Annotated in this window: 17 protein-coding genes and 1 pseudogene; 4 read left to right on the forward strand and 14 right to left on the reverse strand. The window is 46.4% G+C overall.

Annotation, left to right across the window (positions count from 1 at the left end):
- Positions 1 to 73: 73 nt before the first annotated feature.
- From rpoE to Q3W56_RS16375, 3 genes are all read right to left on the reverse strand, one after another.
- Positions 74 to 604, reverse strand: a complete 531-nt coding sequence (gene rpoE, locus Q3W56_RS16365) for a DNA-directed RNA polymerase subunit delta (protein ID WP_302896205.1) — start codon at positions 602 to 604, stop codon at positions 74 to 76.
- Positions 605 to 786: 182 nt separating this feature from the next.
- Positions 787 to 1,926 carry an acyl-CoA dehydrogenase AcdA gene (acdA, locus tag Q3W56_RS16370; RefSeq protein WP_302896206.1) on the reverse strand — a complete coding sequence of 380 codons (1,140 nt, stop codon included), beginning with the start codon at positions 1,924 to 1,926 and terminating at the stop codon, positions 787 to 789.
- Positions 1,923 to 4,040, reverse strand: coding sequence for a heterodisulfide reductase-related iron-sulfur binding cluster (locus Q3W56_RS16375; RefSeq protein WP_302896207.1), 2,118 nt, complete (start codon positions 4,038 to 4,040; stop codon positions 1,923 to 1,925). Before Q3W56_RS16375 ends, acdA begins: the two co-directional genes overlap by 4 nt.
- 154 nt (positions 4,041 to 4,194) lie before the next feature.
- On the opposite strand from Q3W56_RS16375, the gene cls (Q3W56_RS16380) reads away from it, so the two are divergent.
- The 3 genes from cls (Q3W56_RS16380) (at position 4,195) to Q3W56_RS16390 (ending at position 6,722) form a co-directional block, all read left to right on the forward strand.
- Entirely contained in the window at positions 4,195 to 5,394 is a 1,200-nt protein-coding gene (gene cls / locus Q3W56_RS16380; RefSeq protein ID WP_302896208.1) for a cardiolipin synthase, read from the forward strand.
- A 12-nt stretch (positions 5,395 to 5,406) separates the two neighbouring features.
- A complete protein-coding gene (uvsE, locus tag Q3W56_RS16385) occupies positions 5,407 to 6,369 on the forward strand; it encodes a UV DNA damage repair endonuclease UvsE (RefSeq protein ID WP_302896209.1) in 963 nt (320 codons plus the stop codon).
- 80 nt (positions 6,370 to 6,449) lie between these two features.
- Entirely contained in the window at positions 6,450 to 6,722 is a 273-nt protein-coding gene (locus Q3W56_RS16390) for a hypothetical protein (protein ID WP_019716056.1), read from the forward strand.
- Positions 6,723 to 6,802: 80 nt separating this feature from the next.
- Here the strand turns inward: Q3W56_RS16390 and Q3W56_RS16395 are convergent.
- The 9 genes and pseudogenes from Q3W56_RS16395 to Q3W56_RS16435 form a co-directional block, all read right to left on the reverse strand.
- A pseudogene (locus Q3W56_RS16395) lies at positions 6,803 to 6,985 on the reverse strand (hypothetical protein); the annotation flags it as partial.
- A 9-nt stretch (positions 6,986 to 6,994) separates the two neighbouring features.
- Positions 6,995 to 8,722, reverse strand: a complete 1,728-nt coding sequence (locus Q3W56_RS16400) for an ABC transporter ATP-binding protein (RefSeq protein ID WP_302896210.1) — start codon at positions 8,720 to 8,722, stop codon at positions 6,995 to 6,997.
- 84 nt (positions 8,723 to 8,806) lie between these two features.
- A complete protein-coding gene (gene cls, locus Q3W56_RS16405; RefSeq protein ID WP_302896211.1) occupies positions 8,807 to 10,309 on the reverse strand; it encodes a cardiolipin synthase in 1,503 nt (500 codons plus the stop codon).
- Between the two features lie 101 nt (positions 10,310 to 10,410).
- The gene (locus Q3W56_RS16410; protein WP_268399845.1) at positions 10,411 to 11,040 is read right to left on the reverse strand and encodes a YitT family protein; all 630 of its coding nucleotides are present in this window, start codon (positions 11,038 to 11,040) and stop codon (positions 10,411 to 10,413) included.
- Positions 11,041 to 11,211: 171 nt separating this feature from the next.
- A complete protein-coding gene (gene narI, locus Q3W56_RS16415; protein WP_268399846.1) occupies positions 11,212 to 11,883 on the reverse strand; it encodes a respiratory nitrate reductase subunit gamma in 672 nt (223 codons plus the stop codon).
- Positions 11,880 to 12,434, reverse strand: a complete 555-nt coding sequence (narJ, locus tag Q3W56_RS16420; RefSeq protein ID WP_302896212.1) for a nitrate reductase molybdenum cofactor assembly chaperone — start codon at positions 12,432 to 12,434, stop codon at positions 11,880 to 11,882. Before narJ ends, narI begins: the two co-directional genes overlap by 4 nt.
- 25 nt (positions 12,435 to 12,459) lie before the next feature.
- Positions 12,460 to 13,923, reverse strand: coding sequence for a nitrate reductase subunit beta (narH, locus tag Q3W56_RS16425; RefSeq protein WP_302896213.1), 1,464 nt, complete (start codon positions 13,921 to 13,923; stop codon positions 12,460 to 12,462).
- On the reverse strand, positions 13,913 to 17,599 hold the full coding sequence (locus tag Q3W56_RS16430) for a nitrate reductase subunit alpha (RefSeq protein WP_302896214.1): 3,687 nt from the start codon (positions 17,597 to 17,599) through the stop codon (positions 13,913 to 13,915). The genes narH and Q3W56_RS16430 overlap by 11 nt, the downstream gene beginning before the upstream one ends.
- Positions 17,600 to 17,800: 201 nt before the next feature.
- Entirely contained in the window at positions 17,801 to 18,277 is a 477-nt protein-coding gene (locus Q3W56_RS16435; protein WP_302896215.1) for a cyclic nucleotide-binding domain-containing protein, read from the reverse strand.
- Between the two features lie 142 nt (positions 18,278 to 18,419).
- Here Q3W56_RS16435 and Q3W56_RS16440 point away from each other — a divergent pair, with 142 nt between their 5' ends.
- Positions 18,420 to 19,139, forward strand: a complete 720-nt coding sequence (locus Q3W56_RS16440; RefSeq protein ID WP_302896216.1) for a YwiC-like family protein — start codon at positions 18,420 to 18,422, stop codon at positions 19,137 to 19,139.
- A 32-nt stretch (positions 19,140 to 19,171) separates the two neighbouring features.
- Here the strand turns inward: Q3W56_RS16440 and fnr are convergent, their stop codons facing one another.
- Together fnr and narK are read right to left on the reverse strand one after the other, a co-directional pair.
- Positions 19,172 to 19,888: a fumarate/nitrate reduction transcriptional regulator Fnr gene (fnr, locus tag Q3W56_RS16445; protein ID WP_302896217.1), complete on the reverse strand. Its 717-nt coding sequence runs from the start codon at positions 19,886 to 19,888 to the stop codon at positions 19,172 to 19,174.
- A gap of 97 nt (positions 19,889 to 19,985) precedes the next feature.
- Positions 19,986 to 21,173: a nitrate transporter NarK gene (gene narK / locus Q3W56_RS16450; RefSeq protein ID WP_302896218.1), complete on the reverse strand. Its 1,188-nt coding sequence runs from the start codon at positions 21,171 to 21,173 to the stop codon at positions 19,986 to 19,988.
- Positions 21,174 to 21,256: the final 83 nt, after the last annotated feature.

Raw genomic sequence — 21,256 nt, forward strand, 5'->3', positions numbered from 1 at the left:
TTTTGAAGAGCCCAAAATACATACTACATAGTTCGACTTTGAAAGTCAAGATTGTTTTAAAGATGATCTATTACTATTTGAGATCCTCATCTTCATCATCAAGATCTTCATCATCTTCATCATCTTCATCAATAATATCCTCTTCGATCTCTAGATCATCGTCGTCTTCATCAAGATCTTCATCGTCAAAATCGTCAGCCTCAATATCAAGTTCTTCCTCGACTACATCTAAATCAATGTCGTCTTCATCGATCTCTTCAAACTCGTCAAGGTCAAGATCTTCTTCGACTACTTTCTTGGCTTTTTTCTTTTTCGCCTTGACGGTCGGCTGCGTTTCTTCGTCAAGCTGATCATACGGATACCAGCTGCGAAGTCCCCAAGTCTGGTCAGAAAGCGCCAGGAAGCGGCCGTCAATGTTTAAATCTGTATAAAATTGAGCGATGCGGTCTCCAAGCTCTTCTTTTGCCACGCCGAGCAAAGACGCAATTTCATTTAAAAGCTCCTGAAAAGGAACTGGTTTTTTATGTTCTTCAAATAATTCGTGAGCGATTTCAACTAAAGCCATTTCCTTTAGCTCTTCCTGTGAATATTGTTTGATACCCAAGGTCGGACACTCCCTTTCTATTACTTATATGTATCTGTTTTATCATTAATGAAAGCGATTTTGTATCGTTCTTATACAAACCATACCTCTCATTATAAACAAAATAAAACAGAATATGCTACCCTTAACAGCGTTAATTTAAATAATTTTACAAGAGTGTTCCGACTGATAGATGTTTTGCGTTATTCCGCGAGCATTCTGGAGATGACAAGTCTTTGAATTTCTTGAGTGCCTTCATAGATTTGCGTGATTTTTGCATCACGCATATAGCGTTCAACCGGATAATCTTTTGTATAGCCATAGCCGCCGAAAATCTGCACGGCTTCGGTCGTCACCTTCATTGCCGTATCCCCCGCCAGCAGTTTGGACATGGCGGAAGCTTTTCCATATGGAAGGCCTGATGATTCCAGCCATGCCGCCTGATAGGTCAATAGCCTTGAAGCTTCTATCATTGTAGCCATATCCGCGAGTTTAAAAGCAATGCCCTGCTGCTCTGCGATCGATTTTCCGAATTGCTTTCTCTCTTTTGCGTATTGAAGCGCCGCATCAAGCGCTCCCTGTGCGATGCCCACGGCTTGAGCAGCAATGCCGTTTCTGCCTCCGTCAAGCGTCTTCATGGCAATTTTGAAACCCTCCCCTTCTTCTCCGAGACGGTTTGCTGCAGGTACAACACAATCTTCGAACATGATTTCCGTTGTCGGAGACGAACGGATGCCCAGCTTCTTTTCTTTCTTGCCTGTCAAAAAACCTTCGAATTCCTTTTCTACAATAAAAGCGGAAATGCCTTTTTTCTTTTTCTCGGGATCGGTGACTGCAAAAACAATGTAAATATCCGCGATGCCGCCGTTCGTAATAAACACTTTTGAGCCATTTAACACATAGTCATCGCCGATTTGTTCAGCAGTTGTTTTCATGCCGCCGGCGTCAGAGCCGGATCCTGCTTCGGTCAAAGCAAAACCGCCGATTTTCTCTCCTAGGGCCAGTTGTGTCAAATGATCTGTCTTCTGCTCATCCGTCCCAAAGGCAAACAGCGGCCAGCTGCAAAGAGAGATATGGGCGGAAAGCGTCACACCGGTGGAGGCGCACACTTTCGACAGTTCCTCCACCGCGATGACGTAGGCCAGATAGTCACTTCCGATTCCCCCATAATCTTCAGGCCATGGAATTCCCGTCAGCCCCAGATTCGCCATTTCCCGAAACAGCTCACGGTCGAAGCGTTCTTTTTCGTCGCGTTCTGCGGCTGTCGGGGCCACCTCATGCTTCGCAAAATCACGCACCAATTTCCTGATCATCTCGTGTTCTTCTGATAATGAAAACTTCATGGCTTCTCCCCCATTTTCATATCAGCACCTAAGACAGATTGGGCCAGAAGCTCGGCGACGTCATACGTTTTGACTTTGTCTTCGGCTTCTTTCGCCTTTGTGCCATCCCCGAGCATCGTGAGACAGTAAGGACAGCCTGAGCTGATCACCGATGGGTTGACCGCGAGCGCTTGCTCTGTCCTCGCGACGTTAATCCTGTTGCCTGTTTCTTCCTCCATCCACATTAACCCCCCGCCGGCGCCGCAGCACATGCCGGTTTCCCTGCTTCTCTCCATTTCAATTAGCTGCACGCCCGGAATGGCATTCAAAATCTCTCTCGGCGGATCATAAACTTCGTTGTAGCGGCCCAAATAGCATGAATCGTGGAAGGTAATCGCCTCTTGAAGCGGGTGCCGCGGTTTTAATTTTCCGTTCCTCACCAGCTCAGCCAACACCTCTGTGTGATGATAAACCTCGCCTTCAAAGCCGAAATCAGGATACTCGTTTTTAAATAAATTGTATGCATGGGGGTCGATCGTAACGATTTTGTTGACATGATTTTTTTCAAATTCAGAGATATTCTTCTCAGCCAGCTCTTGGAATAAAAATTCATTTCCAAGGCGGCGCGGCGTGTCTCCTGAATTTTTTTCTTTATTGCCGAGGATCGCAAAGGACACGCCGGCGTGATTGAGCAGCTTGGCAAAAGAAATCGCGATTTTCTGGCTTCTGTTGTCGTAAGACCCCATGGAACCGACCCAGAACAGGTATTCAAATTCTTTCCCTTCTTTTTTCATTTCTTTTACGGTCGGAATCTCAACATCCGGCGCCGCGTCACGCCAATTTTCGCGTTCCTTGCGGTTGAGGCCCCACGGATTTCCCTGCCGCTCGATACTGGTCATGGCGCGCTGTGCATCACTATCCATTTTTCCTTCTGTCAAAACGAGGTAGCGGCGAAGGTCGATGATTTTATCCACGTGTTCGTTCATAACCGGACATTGATCCTCACAATTCCGGCAAGTGGTGCACGCCCAAATTTCTTCCTCTGTAATGACGTCTCCGATCAAGCTCGGATTGTAATCTAGCGCTGCCGCGGCTTCCTGCGATCCGCTGCCCGCTGACGCCGCAGCCAGCTGATTGCCTCTTGTGTGCCGGAACGCTGCCGCGGGCACCCATGGCGAGCGCGAGGTGACGGCGGCGCCTTTTTCAGTGAGATGGTCTCTGAGACGCAAAATTAAGTCCATCGGCGACAGCATTTTTCCGGTGCCTGTTGCTGGGCACATATTGGTGCAGCGGCCGCACTCGACGCATGCGTACAGATCAAGCAGCTGGGACTGCCGGAAATCTTCAATTTTTCCCGCTCCGTAGCTTTCTTTCGTTTCGTCGGTAAAATCAATTTTTTCAAGCTTACCGGGTGACTCCATTCTATTGAAAAAGACATTTGCCGGTCCGGCGATTAAGTGGGCATGCTTCGACTGAGGCACGTACACTAAAAAGCTCAGCAAAAACAGAAGGTGCACCCACCATGCGATATAGAAAATGACCGCCGCACCTGTTTCCCCGACTCCGCTAAGCAAAAACGCGATACCTGATGCAATCGGCTCGCTCCACGAAAGCCCGTGCTCATGCCAGATCAGGTTCATCCCGTTTCCAGCCAGAACGGTCAGCATCAATCCTCCGATAAAAATAAGAACGAGTCCTGCTTTGAAATCGCGTTTCAGCCTGACGAGCTTTTCGATATAACGTCTGTAGAATGCCCAGCCCACAGCAATTAAAATGAGAAATGTAACGATCTCCTGAAAAAAAGTGAAGGCGGGATAGACAGGGCCAAGCGGCAGATTCCGATCGGGGGCCAGTCCTTTGATGATAAAGTCAATTGCTCCGAACTGAACCAAAATAAATCCGTAGAAAAACATGATGTGAATGATTCCGCTTTTCTTGTCCTTGAGCAGTTTTTTCTGTCCGAATACATTTACCCATATGGCGCGAAGCCGTTCCTTAATCCGTTGATCAAAGTGTTCTTTCTGCCCAAGCCTGATGTAGGCCAGTCTCGTTTTAACCAAGTAGATAAACAAATAGACAGCGTAAGCGGTTACAATCAGAAATAACAATGCATTTGCGATGAGAAAGCCGCTCATTTTAATTCCCCCTTTTTACTGATAAAGACCGCGATCCCCTACCCTCGAATCTGTTAAAGATTATCTTTATGATAAATAATGAATGAGTGTTCAGTCAATAATTAAATTCCTGCTGTTCGGGCACACTACCTTTACTACGGAAAGGAGTGCCGGAATGAAGATATTTTTTGTAATCCTCATCATTGTCATCATACTATTGACTTTTATTCTGCTTGATATCTTCATGGGTCGCGCCGTTTATAAAAAAAACGCGTACGAGCCTGTTTTTTCGAAAAAGAAGAGTGATATCGAAATGATCCACTGCGGCGCTGATCTTGTCGAACGGATGATGGAAGACATCCGCCAGGCCGTTTCCTCTGTTCACGTGATGTTTTTTATTATGAAAAATGATGAGGTCAGCCACAATATGTTTACGCTGCTGAAAGCTAAAGCTAAAGCTGGTGTTTCTGTTTATTTGCTGCTGGATTGGTCAGGCAGCCAAAACATTAAAAAACCGGCGCTGGAGACGATGAAACATGCCGGGGTTCATGTTCATTTTCTTAACAAGCCCCGTTTTCCTTTTTTCTTTTTCCATATGCAAAAACGAAATCACCGAAAAATCGCTGTCATAGACGGAAGAATCGGTTATATCGGCGGGTTTAACATCGGTGAAGAATACCTTGGAAAAAAGGCGAAATTCGGCAATTGGGAGGATTATCACCTGCGCATGAAGGGAGAAGGTGTCCACGATCTTCAGACGCTTTTTACAACCGATCTGAAACGGAATACCGGATCAGCTGAACTGGATCCGGAAGTTTGGCCGGAGCTTCCGCAAGGGAATATCTCTCATCAGATTTATGCGACTGATGGTTATTCTCTTGAAAAAACGTATTTGGCTAATATCGCGCAGGCAAAAGACCACATCACCATTTGCACACCTTACTATATTCCGACAAAACCGATTCAGCAGGCATTGGTCAAAGCAAGAAAAAACGGTGTAGCGGTTACGATCATTGTGCCGATGAAATCAGATCATCCGCTGGTCAGAGAGGCAGCTTTTACGTATTATTCGGAGCTCTTGGATGCCGGCTGTCTTATCTACCGTTTTTACCAGGGGTTTTATCATGTGAAAGCCCTGATCATTGACGATCACTTCAGCATCATCGGCACAGCCAATTTTGATCAGCGAAGCTTTTTTTTAAATGAAGAGGTGAATGTTGAAATCGATGATAAGGCTTTTACAAAAGAAGTCTATGCCACGATTGAAGAGGATATTAATAGGTCGGAGCTGCTGACAAAGGAGAAATTCAAAGAGCGTACGTTTAGACAGCGCCCGGCGGAATGGCTAGGCAGAGCATTATCTTATTTTTTATAAAGGAGAGTTCCTATGATTTTCAGATTCGGGTTCGTTTCAAACGCGATGAGCCTTTGGGAGGCGTCTCCCGCTAAAACGTTGACATTCGCGCGTTATTCCAAGCTTTCAAAGGATGAAAGAAAAGAAGCCCTGCTGACTGTGACAAGAGCCAATCTACGTAATACGATGAGAACCCTTCACTATATCATCGGCCACGGTATTCCTTTGTACCGTTTTTCCAGTTCGATTGTGCCGCTGGCCACGCATCCCGATGTCATGTGGGACTTTGTAACGCCATTTCAGAAAGAGTTCCGGGAGATTGGAGAGCTTGTTAAATCACATCATCTGCGAACAAGCTTTCACCCAAACCAATTCACTCTGTTTACGAGCCCGAAGGAAAACGTCACAAAAAATGCGGTGACCGATATGGCGTATCACTACCGCATGCTTGAAGCCATGGGCATTGCTGATCGCTCCATAATCAATATTCATATTGGCGGCGCTTACGGAGATAAAGACACCGCCACTGCTCAATTTCACCAAAATATGAAGCAGCTGCCGCAGGAGATCAAACAGCGGATGACGCTGGAAAACGATGATAAAACCTATACGACAGAAGAAACGCTTCAGGTCTGTGAACAAGAGGATATTCCGTTTGTCTTTGATTTTCATCATTTTTACGCCAATCCAGATGATCACGCCGACCTGAATGAAGCACTGCCCCGGATGATCAAAACGTGGGAGCGGATAGGGCTGCAGCCAAAGGTTCACCTGTCTTCCCCAAAATCGGAGCAAGCCATACGCAGCCATGCCGATTATGTTGACGCCAATTTTTTGCTGCCGCTGTTAGAGCGCTTCAGACAATGGGGAACAAATATTGATTTCATGATCGAAGCAAAACAGAAAGACAAGGCGCTTCTTCGCCTGATGGATGAATTAAGCTCCATCCGCGGTGTCAAACGCATCGGCGGCGGCACGCTTCAATGGAAATTATAAATGTGCCATATTAGGTTTACATTTTGTCCGCTCTGGGAACATACGCTATATAAGACACCAACCGATGGAGGAGAAAGATTATGAAAAACATCAAGTCTCTAAAAGTAGCCGCACAGGCATTTACTTTAAGAAATTTGATTCATCTATATAAAATGTGCCATTCTGGAAGCCACGAGGTTTATATTTATTCAAAGAAAACAATGTGCAAAATCAAAAGCTTAATTGAGCTTGAGACGTTCCGTATGGCTCATGATGAAAATGAATATCTGATTGTAGTCGAAGGAACTAAAGCATCACAGCTGATTGAAAAGTTCCAAAAAATTATCGAGCCTGCTGAAAAAGAAGCACTCTAACTTACATACAATACAAAAAGGATAGACATGTTTTTCTTGTCTATCCTTTTTCTTATGGTCTGACATAATGAAGCTGAACCGGTTTTATCCTGATACGGGAAAACCGGTGTAAGAATTTTGACGTGTTCATATGTGCTCCGGCCTAAAATGACAGTATCAATAGTTTGATAAAACGCCGCACTGTAACCGTTATCGCCTTCACCTTCAAATTCATCCAGCCAATCGATGCTTCCATCCTCTAGAGCACATTTTTTTCTGTTCATATTCCCCTCTTATAGCTGCACCATTTGCCCGAATTGCGCTTGATGCAGCCTGCTGTAAAGACCTCCGGCTTTGATCAGGTCTTGATGGCGGCCTTGTTCTTCAATACCGTTGTTTGTGACGACCACAATCCTGTCCGCGTCTTTGATTGTCGCCAGCCTGTGGGCGATGACGAGCGTCGTGCGCCCCTCGGACAATTCTTGCAGCGCCTTTTGGATCGCCGCTTCTGTTTCTGTATCTAGGGCAGAGGTTGCTTCGTCGAGTATCAGGATCGACGGATTTTTCAAGAACATCCGTGCAATTGACAGGCGCTGTTTTTGACCGCCGGAAAGCTTAACGCCCCGTTCACCGATAATGGTATCCAGCCCATCCGGCATGTGATGGACGAGCTCTTCCAGATGCGCCTGCTTCACAGCCTGCCAAATGTCTTCTTCTGATGCGTCTAATCGGCCGTAGGCGATATTTTCTCGAAGCGTGCCCGAGAATAAGAAAACGTCCTGCTGCACGACGCCAATCTGACCCCGCAGCGAAGACAGCGTCATGTCTTTAATGCTGATGCCGTCGATCGTAATGTCACCCTCCGATGCTTCGTAAAAGCGCGGAAGCAGACTGCAAAGTGTCGATTTTCCCGCACCTGACGGACCGACGAACGCAACCGTTTCCCCCGCTTGAATGGACAGGTTAATGTCATTGAGGACGTGGTGATGCTCATCATAGCCAAATGAAACGTGTTCATAGCAGATATTGCCCTTCAGACCGGAAACGTCTCTCGCATCAGGAGAATCCTGAATATCCGGCTCTGTCTCCATCAGTTCCATATAGCTTTTGAAACCGGCAATTCCTCTCGGATACATTTCGATAATCGCGTTAATTTTATCAATGGGCCTGAATAGCACATTCGTCAGGAGCACAAACGCCACGAATTCCCCGTACGATAAAGAGCCGCGAATGACAAACCACGTTCCGCACAAAAGCACAAACAGCGTGACAAACCGAGTCAGCATATAGCTGATTGAGCCATTTTTCGCCATGATTTTATATGAGGAAAGCTTTGTGACACGGAAACGCTGATTGTTAACAGCGAAGCGTTCTTTTTCAAATGATTCATTGCCGAACGCCTGCACAAGCCGGATCCCGCCGATATTATTTTCTACACGCGCGCTGAAGTCTCCGATATCTTTGTTCAGCGTGGTAAACGCTCTGGTCATTTTTTTGTTGAAATAAAGCGCTAGCCAAATGACAATCGGCATGATGATAAACGTTAATAATGCAAGCTGCCAGTTAATAAACAGCATGACACCGAACGCCCCGAGAATGGTCATGATGGCAATGAACAGGTCTTCCGGGCCATGATGGGCAACTTCGCCGATGTACATTAAATCGTTTGTCAGCTTCGACATCAGCGTTCCCGTCTTGTTGTTGTCGTAAAATTTGAACGAGAGCTTTTGCAAATGGTCAAAAAGCGACTTTCTCATATCGGTCTCGATATTAATCCCGAGCATGTGTCCCCAGTATGTGACGATATACTGGAGAGCCGAGCTGAGCGCATAAACCGCAAATAAGCCGATTGAGGTCGCGATGATCAGCCCCCAGTCCCTGCCCGGAAGCAAGGTGTCAATAAAATAATTGACGATTAAAGGAAAACTCAGCTCCATTAAGCCTCCCGCGATGGCCGAGAAAAAATCGAGAAAGAATAACGTTTTGTATGGTTTATAATACGAAAAAAATTGCCGCAGCACCCTATCTTCCCCCAATGCATAAATAACTGATAATTTTTTCAATTATACTATACACCGGCATTTTTTATAGATGAGATTTCTTTTTTACAGAACACCTGAAAACAGACGGGCTAAGGATTCTTTTGTCCGGTCGGTCATTCCCCTTTTATAAAAGCCGACAGGGCTGAGTTTTTCACTGTCCAGCATATCCTCTTCGAAATGGGCTTCAAGGGTGCGGATCGCATCGGCATCCGTGAAGAACACGTTTACTTCAAAGTTGAGCTGGAAGCTGCGCATGTCCATATTCGCGGTGCCGACGGAGGCGAGATCGCCATCTACAATCATGACTTTTTGGTGCATGAAGCCTTTTTGATAAGAATACACCTCTATGCCTTCGAGAAGCAGCTCTGGGAAATAGGATCTTGATGCGTATTGCGTCAAAAAGCTATCATTCTTCTCCGGCACCATGACCCTTACTTCTACGCCTTTAGTCGCCGCTGCTTTCAGCGCCGTGCGAATGGATTCATTCGGTACGAAATAAGGTGTAGCGATCCATATTGATTTCTGTGCTGAAGAAATCATTTCATAATAAAGGTCGCTCATGCTTTCCTTCATGTCAGGGCCTGTCGCGACAACTTGGTAAATGCCCTCTCCTTCCACGGGAACCGGGGTATTGTACTCCTCTTGATCAATTAACACTTCATTGGAGACGTATTCCCAATCGAGCATAAAGATGGCGTGAAGCGTTTGCACAATTTCGCCTTCCAGCCGCAGATGAGTATCTCTCCAAAACCCGATGTCCGGATCTCTGCTGATATATTCCTTCCCGACATTTAATCCGCCGACAAAACCGGTTTTTCCGTCGATGATGACGATCTTCCGGTGATTTCTGAAATTCAGCTTCTGATTGAAGAACCCGTATTTCAGCGGAGAAAACGGAACGATGTCCACTCCCGCTTGTTTCATTTTCATGATGTCTCTTCTTTCCAGCTTGATGCTTCCTGCGGCGTCATATAAAAACCTTACATCGACACCCTGGCGCGCTTTTTCCATCATAATGTCCATCATGCCGCGGCCAAGCATGTCTGATTTAAACATGTAGTATTCAATATGTATATAAGATTTCGCTTTCCTCATCGCTTTGAAAAGGTGCGGAAAGGTTTCTTCACCGTTTTTCAGCACTTTGATCTTGCTTTTCGTATTGATATTCATATGGGCAGCCCTGATGGAATACGTAAAGAATCTCTCCTGATTGTCTTTCAGCCCTGTCACTTCCGGCGTTTCCTCCATGTCAAACAGCTTCCTGAGCTTTTCCCTGTTGTGCATTCGTTTTGTCTTGAACAGCTTCCCTTTTACATAAAGCTGTCCGGAAAACAGATAAAACATGTAGCCTGCGATCGGAAAAAAGACAAGAATGTGGATCCATAGCAGCGTGTGCTGCGATGTGCGGTTTTCAAGAATTAATGAATAGATGCTGAACAAAATAATGCTGACATAGCAAAGCAATCCCCCGTAAAACTCAAGTCTGGAAACCGGAAAAACCCATATGACATATGCTCCGATAAGCATCATATATAAAAAGAAAAATTCCAGTCTCCTTTTCAGCATCCTGATTCTCTCCAATCTGATTCGATTACATCCGTATTACCTCTTTTTTCTAATCGATAAACCTTCTATGTAAAAAGCCTCTCCGCAAGATGCGAAAAGGCTTATGAAGAAGCTTCCTGAGATTGGCCGGATGTGATGTTCTGGAGCATGGCCGGATTGAGGGAATAGCTGCTTTTGATTTTATTTTTGAAGAAGCTGACGATCAGGCCCGTGACCGCAATCGACACTAAGGAAAAGAGCCCTTTCAGCAATCCGACGGAGAAAATGCCGACCAGCACTACGCCAAAGTCGAAGAGGAAATTAACCGTACCCGGATTCCATCCGTAGCGCTTTTGCAGAAATAAAGCAAGAATATTGGCGCCGCCGAGCGAAGCCTGATGATAAAACATGAGCGACAAGCCCAACCCAATCAGCGCACCGCCGCAAATTGCCCCGGCAAACGGCGAAAAAGAGACAGACGGCAGCCAGTGATCCGCGCTTGTAAACAGAGTCAGCGCTGTGACTGCAAATACAGTAGATAGGGTGAATTGAATGCCCATTCTGATGAGAGAAAACACGTAAAACGGGATATTGATCAGAAAGAAGATCATGGCAAACGAGGAATGAAACAAGTATGTCAGGCTTAGTGACAATCCGGCTGTCCCGCCGGTTAATACGTGAGAATGTCTGAGTGTCAGGACCCCCGCGCTTGTCATAAGACAAGCAGCTACAATGAGTAAAATCCGCTTCATTCTTCACTCTCCTTATTAAAATGTTATTTCCAAATACAAACATACCAGGATTCCTGGCCGCCCAGCCATTACCTTGGCAGAAAATATCTTACGTTTTTATTTTTTTATCAAACTGTTTTGTAAGACTTGTTTCCATCATCATAAAAAATCCCCCTCTTTCAAGGGGGATTTTTACGAGCGTTTTCGATACACGACATAGCTTCGTGTCAAATACTTGAGCGGCAGACTGAACACGTGTACCAATCTTGTAAACGGCCACAGGATAAAAATGATGTACCCTATCATGATATGAAGCTTAAACCATAGCGGGACACTCCCCATCAAAGAGGCGTCAGGGCTGAACAAAAAGATCTCCCTGAACCACGGCCCGACTGTTGTCCGGTAATCAAATCCTTTCGAATCAATGTTTAGAAACGTGGCGGCAACGCCTGACAGCATCATGAACAGCAGCAGGATGAGAATAAGGATATCCGATAGCGAGCTTGTTTTGCGGATTCTTTTGTCAAACAGCCTTCTGTACGTCAGGATGAAAAGTCCGGTACATGCCACAATCCCCGCCGGCAGGCCTGCGCCAATCGCCATCTTGTGATAAGCATGCTCTGAAATGCCAATAGAAGTGTACACGGCTTCCGGGATCAGAATTCCCATGAGATGCCCGCCGATAACGCACAGCATGCCCCAGTGAAAAAGTGTACTGCCCGCCGCAAGTTTTTTCTTTTCTAACAGCTCGCTGGATTTCGCCGTCCACCCAAATTGGTCATGCTGGTAGCGGTAAATATGGCCGCCGATAAAGATTGTTATTACAATGTATGGCATCACGCCCCACAGGATCTGCCCGCTCATGCCTGAACAGCCCCTTCAATGCTTTCACGTACGCCGATGTTTTTCAGCGCGGCCAGCAGCACGTACAGCAGCTCCGCATATATGCTGTCATTTTTTCCGAGGCGGGATGCCAGTTCCCTCACATTGGACAGATATTTCTCAAACACGCTTCTCGCTGCTTCAATCTCTGCAACCGCGGCAAATTCCAGCATAAGCGGCAAATAATCAGGCAGCTCTTTCTCTGTCGGCAGGAAGCCGGATTGCTGATATGTGTTCTTTAAATGCAGCAATTCAACGCCGCGTTCTCTTTGCTCACCTGAATTAAAGTAAGTGACGTACATATTCGTTTTTTTTCCGAAGTCGAACGTATAGACGTAGTGTTCAATCAGCGTTTCTTGAGAAAAGCTGGCTGACGCCTCTAAAAAGTGCAGCAGCTTCTCCCGAATTTGATGGTTGCTGATGTCATGGATAAGAGCATTCCACTCGGGAAGCTCGGCTCTCCACTCTTCATCCGGATAGGAAAGAAGACAGGAAAGAGCGGAGAACGTGATTTGCCGGTCTGTGGTGTTCATCTTGTTACACCTCGTTTATCAAAAGTTAAAAACAAGAGCCGGGATCGCCTGAAAATGATAAGCCGCAGCTCCCTTGTTCAGCGTATAAATCAGACACTTCTTCTCGGTGGCTGCTCGGAATCACAAATCGGTCATCGTATTTGGCGATCGCAAGCAGCCGATACATGTCTTCAATTTGCTGTTCTGTTAAGCCGACACTGGAGATCAGTGCCGGGTCGATTGATTTATTTGTCTGGACTGCTCTCATATACTGGCGCATGACAGACATTTTCTTTAATGTCGACCGAATATGATCTGTATCACCGGCCGTTAATAGCTGCGCCAAATAGTCAATCGGAATCCTCATTTGGTCGATAGCCGGAAAAATATCTTCCGCTGTTTGCCGGCTTCCCTCTCCTTCAAAGAGATTCATGATTGGACTCAAAGGCGGAATGTACCAAACCATCGGCAATGTCCGATACTCCGGATGAAGCGGCAGGGCGATTTTCCAGTCGATGATCATCTTATAAATGGGCGATTGCAGTGCAGCCTCTATCCATTCTGTCGGGATGCCTTGTTCTTTTGCCAGTTTGGCAACTTCAGGGTCATTCGGATCAAGAAAAACGTCCAATTGGGAATGGTAAAGATCCTTTTCATTTTCAACAGATGCCGCTTCCTCCACTTTGTCCGCATCGTACAACATGACGCCGAGATAGCGGATTCTGCCTACACACGTTTCGGAGCAGATAGTCGGCAGTCCCGCCTCCAAACGCGGAAAGCAGAGGGTGCATTTTTCCGCTTTGTTCGTTTGCCAGTTAAAATAGACTTTTTTATAAGGGCAGGATGAGACACAATATCTCCATGACCGGCATGCGTTTTGATCCACAAGCACAATGCCGTCTTCCTCGCGTTTGTACATGGCGCCGGAAGGACAAGAGGAAACGCACGCCGGGTTGATGCAGTGCTCACAAATACGCGGCAGATACATCATAAAAACCTCATCGAATTCTGTTTTGATCGATTCCTCCATCTTTTGCACATTTGGATCCTCAAGCCCCGTAATATGGCCGCCTGCGAGATCATCCTCCCAATTCGGGCCCCATTCAATATTCATGAAATCCCCCGTCAGCGACGATTTTGGGCGTGCCACTGGCTGGTGTTTTTTCTGCGGGCTGTTTGTTAATGTTTCATAATCATAGTTCCAAGGTTCATAGTAATCATCAATCGACGGCTGGTTTGGGTTATAGAAAAGGCCAGCAAGCCGATTTGTTTTCGGGCCTGATTTTAGCTCGAGTTTTCCTTTTTTCAATGCCCAGCCGCCTTTATATTTGTCCTGGTCCTCCCATTGCTTCGGGTAGCCGATGCCGGGCTTTGTTTCTACATTATTAAAGTACATATATTCCGCACCGGAACGGTTTGTCCACGTGTTTTTGCAGGTGACGCTGCACGTGTGGCAGCCGATGCATTTATCCAAGTTCATGACCATACCGATTTGCGCTTTAATCTTCAAGCCAATCGACCTCCTTCAGCTTACGGATAACGACGTTTAGATCGCGCTGATTCCCTGTTGGACCGTAATAGTTAAAGCCGTAGCTGAGCTGGGCATAGCCCCCAATCATCTGTGTCGGCTTGACGTGTATCCTTGTCGGGCTGTTATGGGTGCCTCCGCGGTTATTCGTCAGTTTTGTGCCTGGCACGTTGATGTGGCGGTCCTGGGCATGGTGCATAAACGCCATACCTTTAGGAATCCGGTGAGACAAAACCGCTCTCGCGACGACAACACCGTTTCGGTTAAAGCATTCAATCCAATCGTTATCTTTGATATCCGTATCCTCTGCATCATCTTTATTCATCCACACCGTCGGCCCACCGCGGAACAACGTCAGCATTGGCAGGGAATCAAAATACATGCTGTGGACAGACCATTTATTATGCGGCGTCAAATAATTGAGGACGATTTCTTTTCCCTCTTGATCAGGCCGCTTGCTCAGAAACGGACGATGCTGGAGGATCGGTTTAAATGTCGCCATCGTTTCACCGAATTCCATCATCAGTTCATGATCGACATAATAAGATTGTCTGCCGGTCAGTGTTCGCCACGGGATTAATTTTTCTACGTTCGTCGTAAACGGGGAATACCTGCGTCCCCCTTTTTCTGAGCCGGTAAATGCCGGAGAGGTAATGACCGTTTTCGGCTGGGCTGTAATTTGTTCAAACGTAAAGCATTCTTCCTCCCGTTCTTCCGCCAGGTCTTTCAGCTTCAGGTTTGTGATGTTTTCAAGCGATTCCCATGCTTTCACGGCGACTTTTCCATTAGAAGTGGACGATAGGGTTAAAATCGCTTCTGCCGCCTGCTTTGCTTCACTTATATTCGGACACCCCTTTGCAACGCTGTCCGAGGTGATTTCTCCCAATCTCTTTTTGAGTGTTTCATATTCATCGGCTATCGACCAGCTCATCCCTTTTGTTCCGCTCGGTTTTAAACCGGCATAAGGTCCGAGCGCGGTCATTTTATGAAAGATGTGCTTGTAATCACGTTCAACGACTTGGATGTTCGGCATCGTTTTTCCCGGAATGGCTTCGCATTCGCCCTTGCTCCAGTCATTGATTTTGCCGAACGGCTGAGCTAATTCCTGCATGGTGTCATGGAGTAGCGGCGTCGCGACCACTTCTTTCACCGGCTCCATATCGACTTCTTCTGCCAGATCAGAAACGGCTTTTGACAGTGCTTTGAAAATATCCCAGTCTGACTTCGATTCCCACGGAGCCGAGATCGCCGGAGCGAAAGGATGAATGAACGGGTGCATATCTGTGCTGCTGAGATCGTGTTTTTCATACCATGTCGCTGCCGGCAGCACGATATCGGAATAAAGCGCCGTACCGGCCATTCGAAAATCGAGATTGATTAACAAGTCGAGCTTTCCTTCCGGTGCCTGCTCCCTCCATTTAATTTCTTCAGGGCGAATGCTGTCGCTGTCGTCATTCATCAAACCGTTTGTCGTCCCCAGCAAATGCTTTAGAAAATATTCATGCCCTTTTCCTGAGCTGGAAATCAGATTTGCCCGCCATACAAAGAGATTTCTTGGGAAATTTACTTCATTGTCAGGATCTTCAATTGCAAATTTCAGCTTTTTCTCTTGAAGCTGTGAGGCCACGTACGCACCAACGTCTTCAGGTGTTGTTACACCCGCTTTTTCAGCTTCTTTGTACAGATCAATGCCATTTTGATTAAACGTCGGGTAAGACGGCAGCCACCCTAATCGCGCTGCCATCACATTGTAATCGGCATGATGCTTGTAGCGGGATGACGCAGCGATCGGTGATGCCAAATCACTGATCGGTTGGTCCTCGTAACGCCACTGATCTGTCGCAAAGTAGAAAAATGAGGTGCCGTTTTGCAGCTTGGGCACGCCCTCCCAGTCCTTTGCATTTGCAATCGTCTGCCATCCTTCAGCAGGGCGGAGCTTTTCCTGCCCCACATAATGGGCCCACCCTCCGCCGTTTACGCCTTGGGCGCCTACCAATAATACAAGATTTAATACTGCCCGGTAGATCGTGTCAGAGTTGAACCAGTGGTTAATTCCCGCCCCTACGATAATCATCGATCGGCCGTCTGTATCGATCGCATTTTGGGCAAACTCTCTGGCTATCTTGATGACGGCTTCTTTTTTAATTCCTGTCATCTGTTCCTGCCAGGCAGGCGTAAACGGCTCAGGATCATCATAGGAGAAAGCTGATCGTTTGCCGATGCCCCGGTTCACGCCGTAGTTAGCCAGGATCAAGTCAAACACGGTCGTGACACAAACCTCTTCGCCGTTCAGGTTCAGTTTTTTTATAGGGAGATCCCGCTCAAGCACTTTGTTGCCGTCATTTGAAAAATACGGGATGCGCACCGTGACGATTTCGTCTTCTATTCCCAGCACAGAGAGACGGGGTTCAATCGGTTCCCCGGTTTCTTCATCAATCATGTGCAGGTTCCATTTCTGCTGCCCATCCCAGCGCGAGCCCATTGTCCCCTGCGGTATGGCAAATGCGCCTGTCTGTTCATTCCAGACTGCAGGCTTCCATTGATCATGCTTTGCCTGCCGCCCGATGTCTTTCGCATGCAGAAAACGCCCCGCTGTGTATACGCCGTTTTCTTTTGACAGGGTGACGAAGAACGGAAAATCCGTGTATTGCTTTGCGTACTCAATGAAACGTTCCGTCTCTTGGTTCACGTAAAATTCCTGTAAAATGACGTGACCCATCGCCATCGCAAGTGCTCCGTCAGTCCCTTGGCGAATACTCAGCCAGTCATCTGCAAACTTTGAGGATTCCGCAAAATCCGGACTGATCGAAATGACTTTAGCGCCTTTATAGCGGGCTTCCGCCAAAAAATGCGCGTCAGGCGTTCTCGTTAACGGAACGTTGGAGCCCCATGTGATGATATAGCCTGAATTGTACCAATCACTGCTTTCCGGAACATCCGTCTGGTCACCCCAAATTTGCGGAGACGCCGGAGGAAGATCCGCATACCAGTCATAAAAACTGAGCATAGGACCGCCGATCAAAGACATAAACCGTGAGCCTGATGCGTGGCTGATCATGGACATGGCCGGAATGGGGGAAAAGCCGACATTCCGGTCAGGCCCGTATTTCATGACTGTATAGAGCAGAGAGGCTGAAATCAGCTTCAGCACCTCCGGCCATTCAGCGCGCACAAAACCGCCCTTCCCTCTTGCCTGTTTATAGGATTTTGCTTTTTCAGGATTTTCAACGATCGATTTCCAAGCATCCAATGGATTTTGATGGGCCAGCAGTGCTTCCCGCCACAAATTGATCAGCACACCGCGTACGTATGGATATTTCACACGGAGCGGGCTGTAGATGTACCATGAAAAACTGGCCCCCCGCGGACATCCTCTCGGTTCGAAATCAGGCATATCCGGGCCTGTTGATGGATAATTCAAGTTTTGTCCTTCCCACGTGACAATTCCGTTTTTCACATAAATATTCCAGCTGCAGGAACCCGTGCAGTTGACGCCGTGAGTGGAGCGAACGACTTTGTCGTACTGCCATCTGTTTCTGTATACATTCTCCCAATCTCGGTCTTCGCGAGTGGTTTGGCTATGTTTATTTGAATGGTGTTCGATAGGAGAGAAATAGTTCAATCTCCTAAACAACGGACTCATTTTCTTTTTCTTCATAAAAGTTCACTCCTTCCGAGTCAGGTGATGCTAAGTTCACTATATACAGAGACAGCCTGTTTCCTTGTGAACTATGTCACACACTTTGTTTTTTTCACAAAATGTTCACACAAAAGGAAGGACTTCCACAGGATGTGATGAAGGCGGGACGCCTGAGTCAATGGCCGCCTTTCATTCAAAGATCAAAAAAACCGGCTCTGTTTAAGAACCGGGCTCGGTATTTTCATCCTGTGATGTATGCAGATAACGCAAAAATAATTGATAGGACCAAAAGACATTTTGCTGAAGCATGGCCAAAAAATTCATTTGCAGCTGTGGATTGTAAGACATGATTTTATTAAATGTGTAGTAAGGAATATTGAGAATCAGAATGTCTGAAGTGGCATTGACTGAGATAAAAGGCGATAAATACATCCCGCCTTTTTCATCAATCAGAAATACATCGCCTTTCTCCCACAGCGCAACGGTTTTCGATCCGTCAGGGAGCCTGCTGTCCATAAAACGGACACTGCCTTTTAATACAATATATACGGATTGAGAATGAAGAAAGGATAGAGAATGATCAGATGTTCCGCTGATAAACGTCCCGTTTTTCAGCAAGGTTTCGACAATGGATAGAGGCACTTCATTAAACATAGGAAGTTGTTTCAGAAATAATAAATAGTCACACTGATTCATAGGAAAGCCTCCTGTGTTAAGGATAGCTTTAGTCTAGCCCGATTGAGCCTGTCCAGCAGTGATGTAATTCACATCTTGTATGATGAATGTCACTTATCGGGAGCATGTCTGCATTTATAATGAAATAAAAAGGAGGATTTCGATGAAAGCGCTGATTCCGAAGCAGCACGGCGCATGGGCAATGCTGCTGATCCCATTTTCACTCGGGATGGTCAAGGGAGGCCCCGTTTTCTGGCATATTCCGCTCTTCCTAGGCTGGCTTTTCCTTTACTTGGCGGTTTATCCCATCACGCTTGCTTTGAAAAAAAAGCAGATCAAATCCTATCTAAAGTGGATATATTATTACGGTGTTCCGGCCTGCTGCTTTTTGATGATTCCTGTCTTTCATAAGCCACCACTCATCTGGGTCGGCGTTTCTTTATTGCCGCTGTTTCTCATTCATATGTATTATTCCCGCCGAAAAAACGAACGGGCGCTAGTGAACGATATTGCGGGTGTCTTGTTCTTTTGTTCAGGCGGGCTTGCGAGCTGCTGGCTGGGGATGGGAACCCTTGACGAGTGGGGTTGGTTTATTTTTTCTCAATCTGCTTTATTTTTTATCGGAAGTTCCTTTTATGTGAAGTCGGTGATACGTGAGAGAAAAAACAGCGTATTTGCATACTGGTCATGGGGATGTCACCTGCTGCTTCCCTTTTTATCCGCTCTTCTTGGAGCAGGATGGGCATTTCTCGCTTTTATCCCAAGCAGTTTGCGGGCATGGTTTTTTCACGGAAGAGACTGGACCGTTAAAACGATCGGCATTCTGGAAATCGTGAATGCCTGCTTCTTTTTTGCCGTCATGTGTATGTTTATCACTAGATAAAAAACCAAGGACCGCCGGCGGCCCTTGGTTTTTCAGTCAATATTGCAAATCTCTAGCGGACAGTTTTCACACTCAATCTCGCATCGCAAAAAGTCCCGTTTATGCAAAATAATTTTCCCGGAATCTTCTATCGAAATTACCCCTTGTTTGCGGAGGTCCCCAAGCATACGGTTGACGCTCTCCCTTGCCGCTGCACAAAACTTTGCCAAATCTTGATTTGTCAGCACTATATTAATCAGAATGCCGTCACTTCGTTGCACACCGTAGCTGTTTGATAAGCGAATAAGGGTGGAGTAGAGCGCCCCCTTTTTGCCGTGAAGAAGCAGATCCCTTATTTTGGACTGGATTTTCCGGAGGTGCGTGCTCATCCATTTCATAAATTCAAATGTCAAAGCACCATTGTGGATTAATTCCTTTTCCAGCTTGTTTTTATTAATGACGAGCACCTCGCCATCCTCTAGCACTCTTGCACTGAGCATATATTTTGGTTCTTCAGTGAAAAGTGTTAATTCCCCGACGATATCATGCTTTTGGCAGATTCTAAGTGTCAGGTCTTTTCCGTCAGATGTCAGCTTGCCGATTTCAATGAGTCCTGATTGAATCAGATAAAGCTCTTCTGCATCCATTCCTTCCCGAAACAAATACGTGTGTTTTTCCATTTTTCTTTTCGTACTAATCGATTCCAGCAAATCATGCAGATCGCTGGAAATAAGATCACTGTCAGATGGTCGAACAGAGAGAAAATTCATGAGCTCACCTCGAAGAAAATCACGTTGTGTATTTATTGTAACGTGAATTGATTTGCCCTCATCCAGAAAAAACTAACAATCTTGTGAATGCCCAGTTTTAGTTGACGCTCTGACTGTTTCTCTCCGTGTGCGTTTTCATTCTTTCCTGCCAATACATCCATATGACAAGGACAAAGCTTGCTAACGCCACTTCAGAAAGCGCCATAAAACCGATCGCGTATTGGCCTGTTGCTTGATAAACACTCGCCAATATCAGCGGAGGGAAAAAACCGCCTAATCCTCCCATGGCAGACACAATCCCATTGGCAACCCCCGCTTGCTTTGAAAAATAGAAAGGCACCAGTTTAAAAACGGTCCCGTTTCCTATGCCTGAGCAGACCGCCACCGTCAATGACCCAAACGTATAAAGGCCGATCGTCGGCGAGAACGATAAGACAATTCCTGATAATGTAAGTCCCGCAAAAACGACCATCAAAATGCGGAGCGGGCTCACTTTATCAGCCAAGAGTCCGCCTACAGGCCTGAGCAGCGTGGAGACGGCAATAAAGCCAGCTGTCCGCAAACCGGCGTCCGCAGGATTCAGCCCAAAGTATTCCACTAAAAAGTTCGGCAGATAGATGGTGAAGGCGACAAAGGCGCCAAACGTAATAAAATAAAAAAGGCTCAGAAACCATAGGATATGATTTCGATAAACGGCTTTGATTTGTGTTTTTACCGAAACATTCACTTTCTTCTCATGCCGGTCGCCGAACAATACGTGCAGCAATGCGAAAACTGCCAGCAGAACCATATACATCTGCACGGTTGCTTTCCATCCCGCAGCTTGTGCGATAACCGGCGCTGCAAATGTAGTAATGGCGGTCCCGATGTTTCCTGCACCGTAAATCCCATTGACGACACCGTGCTTTTCTCTCGGATAATATTTCGGAAGGGATGTCACCCCAATGGAGAATACCGCTCCCCCGATTCCTAAGAAGAAACCGCCCGCGATTAAATCAAACAGAGAATCCGCGATACTGATCCAAAACACCGGAAGCAAGAGCAAGATGAAGCTGATCATAAACATCAGCCGCGCGCCAAACCTGTTCGTCAAATACCCTAAAGGAATGCGGAGAAGCGACCCAAGGATAACGGGAATCGCCGTCACCAAAGAAATCTCGCCTTTGGTTAAATGAATATCTAATGTAATTTGGGAAATGAGTGATGAAATCAGCACCCAAACCATAAACCCTGCCACCAAGCTTAATGACTGTAACGATAATTGAATGTGTTGACGGTTGATCATTTGGCTTGCCCCTTTCAATGATTCAATAATCAGTCTTATCATACAAAAACTCAGCAAACAGGATTGTGAATTACATCACACGT

This window comes from Bacillus sp. C28GYM-DRY-1, from assembly GCF_030519405.1.
GTDB lineage: Bacteria > Bacillota > Bacilli > Bacillales > Bacillaceae > Bacillus > Bacillus spizizenii_A.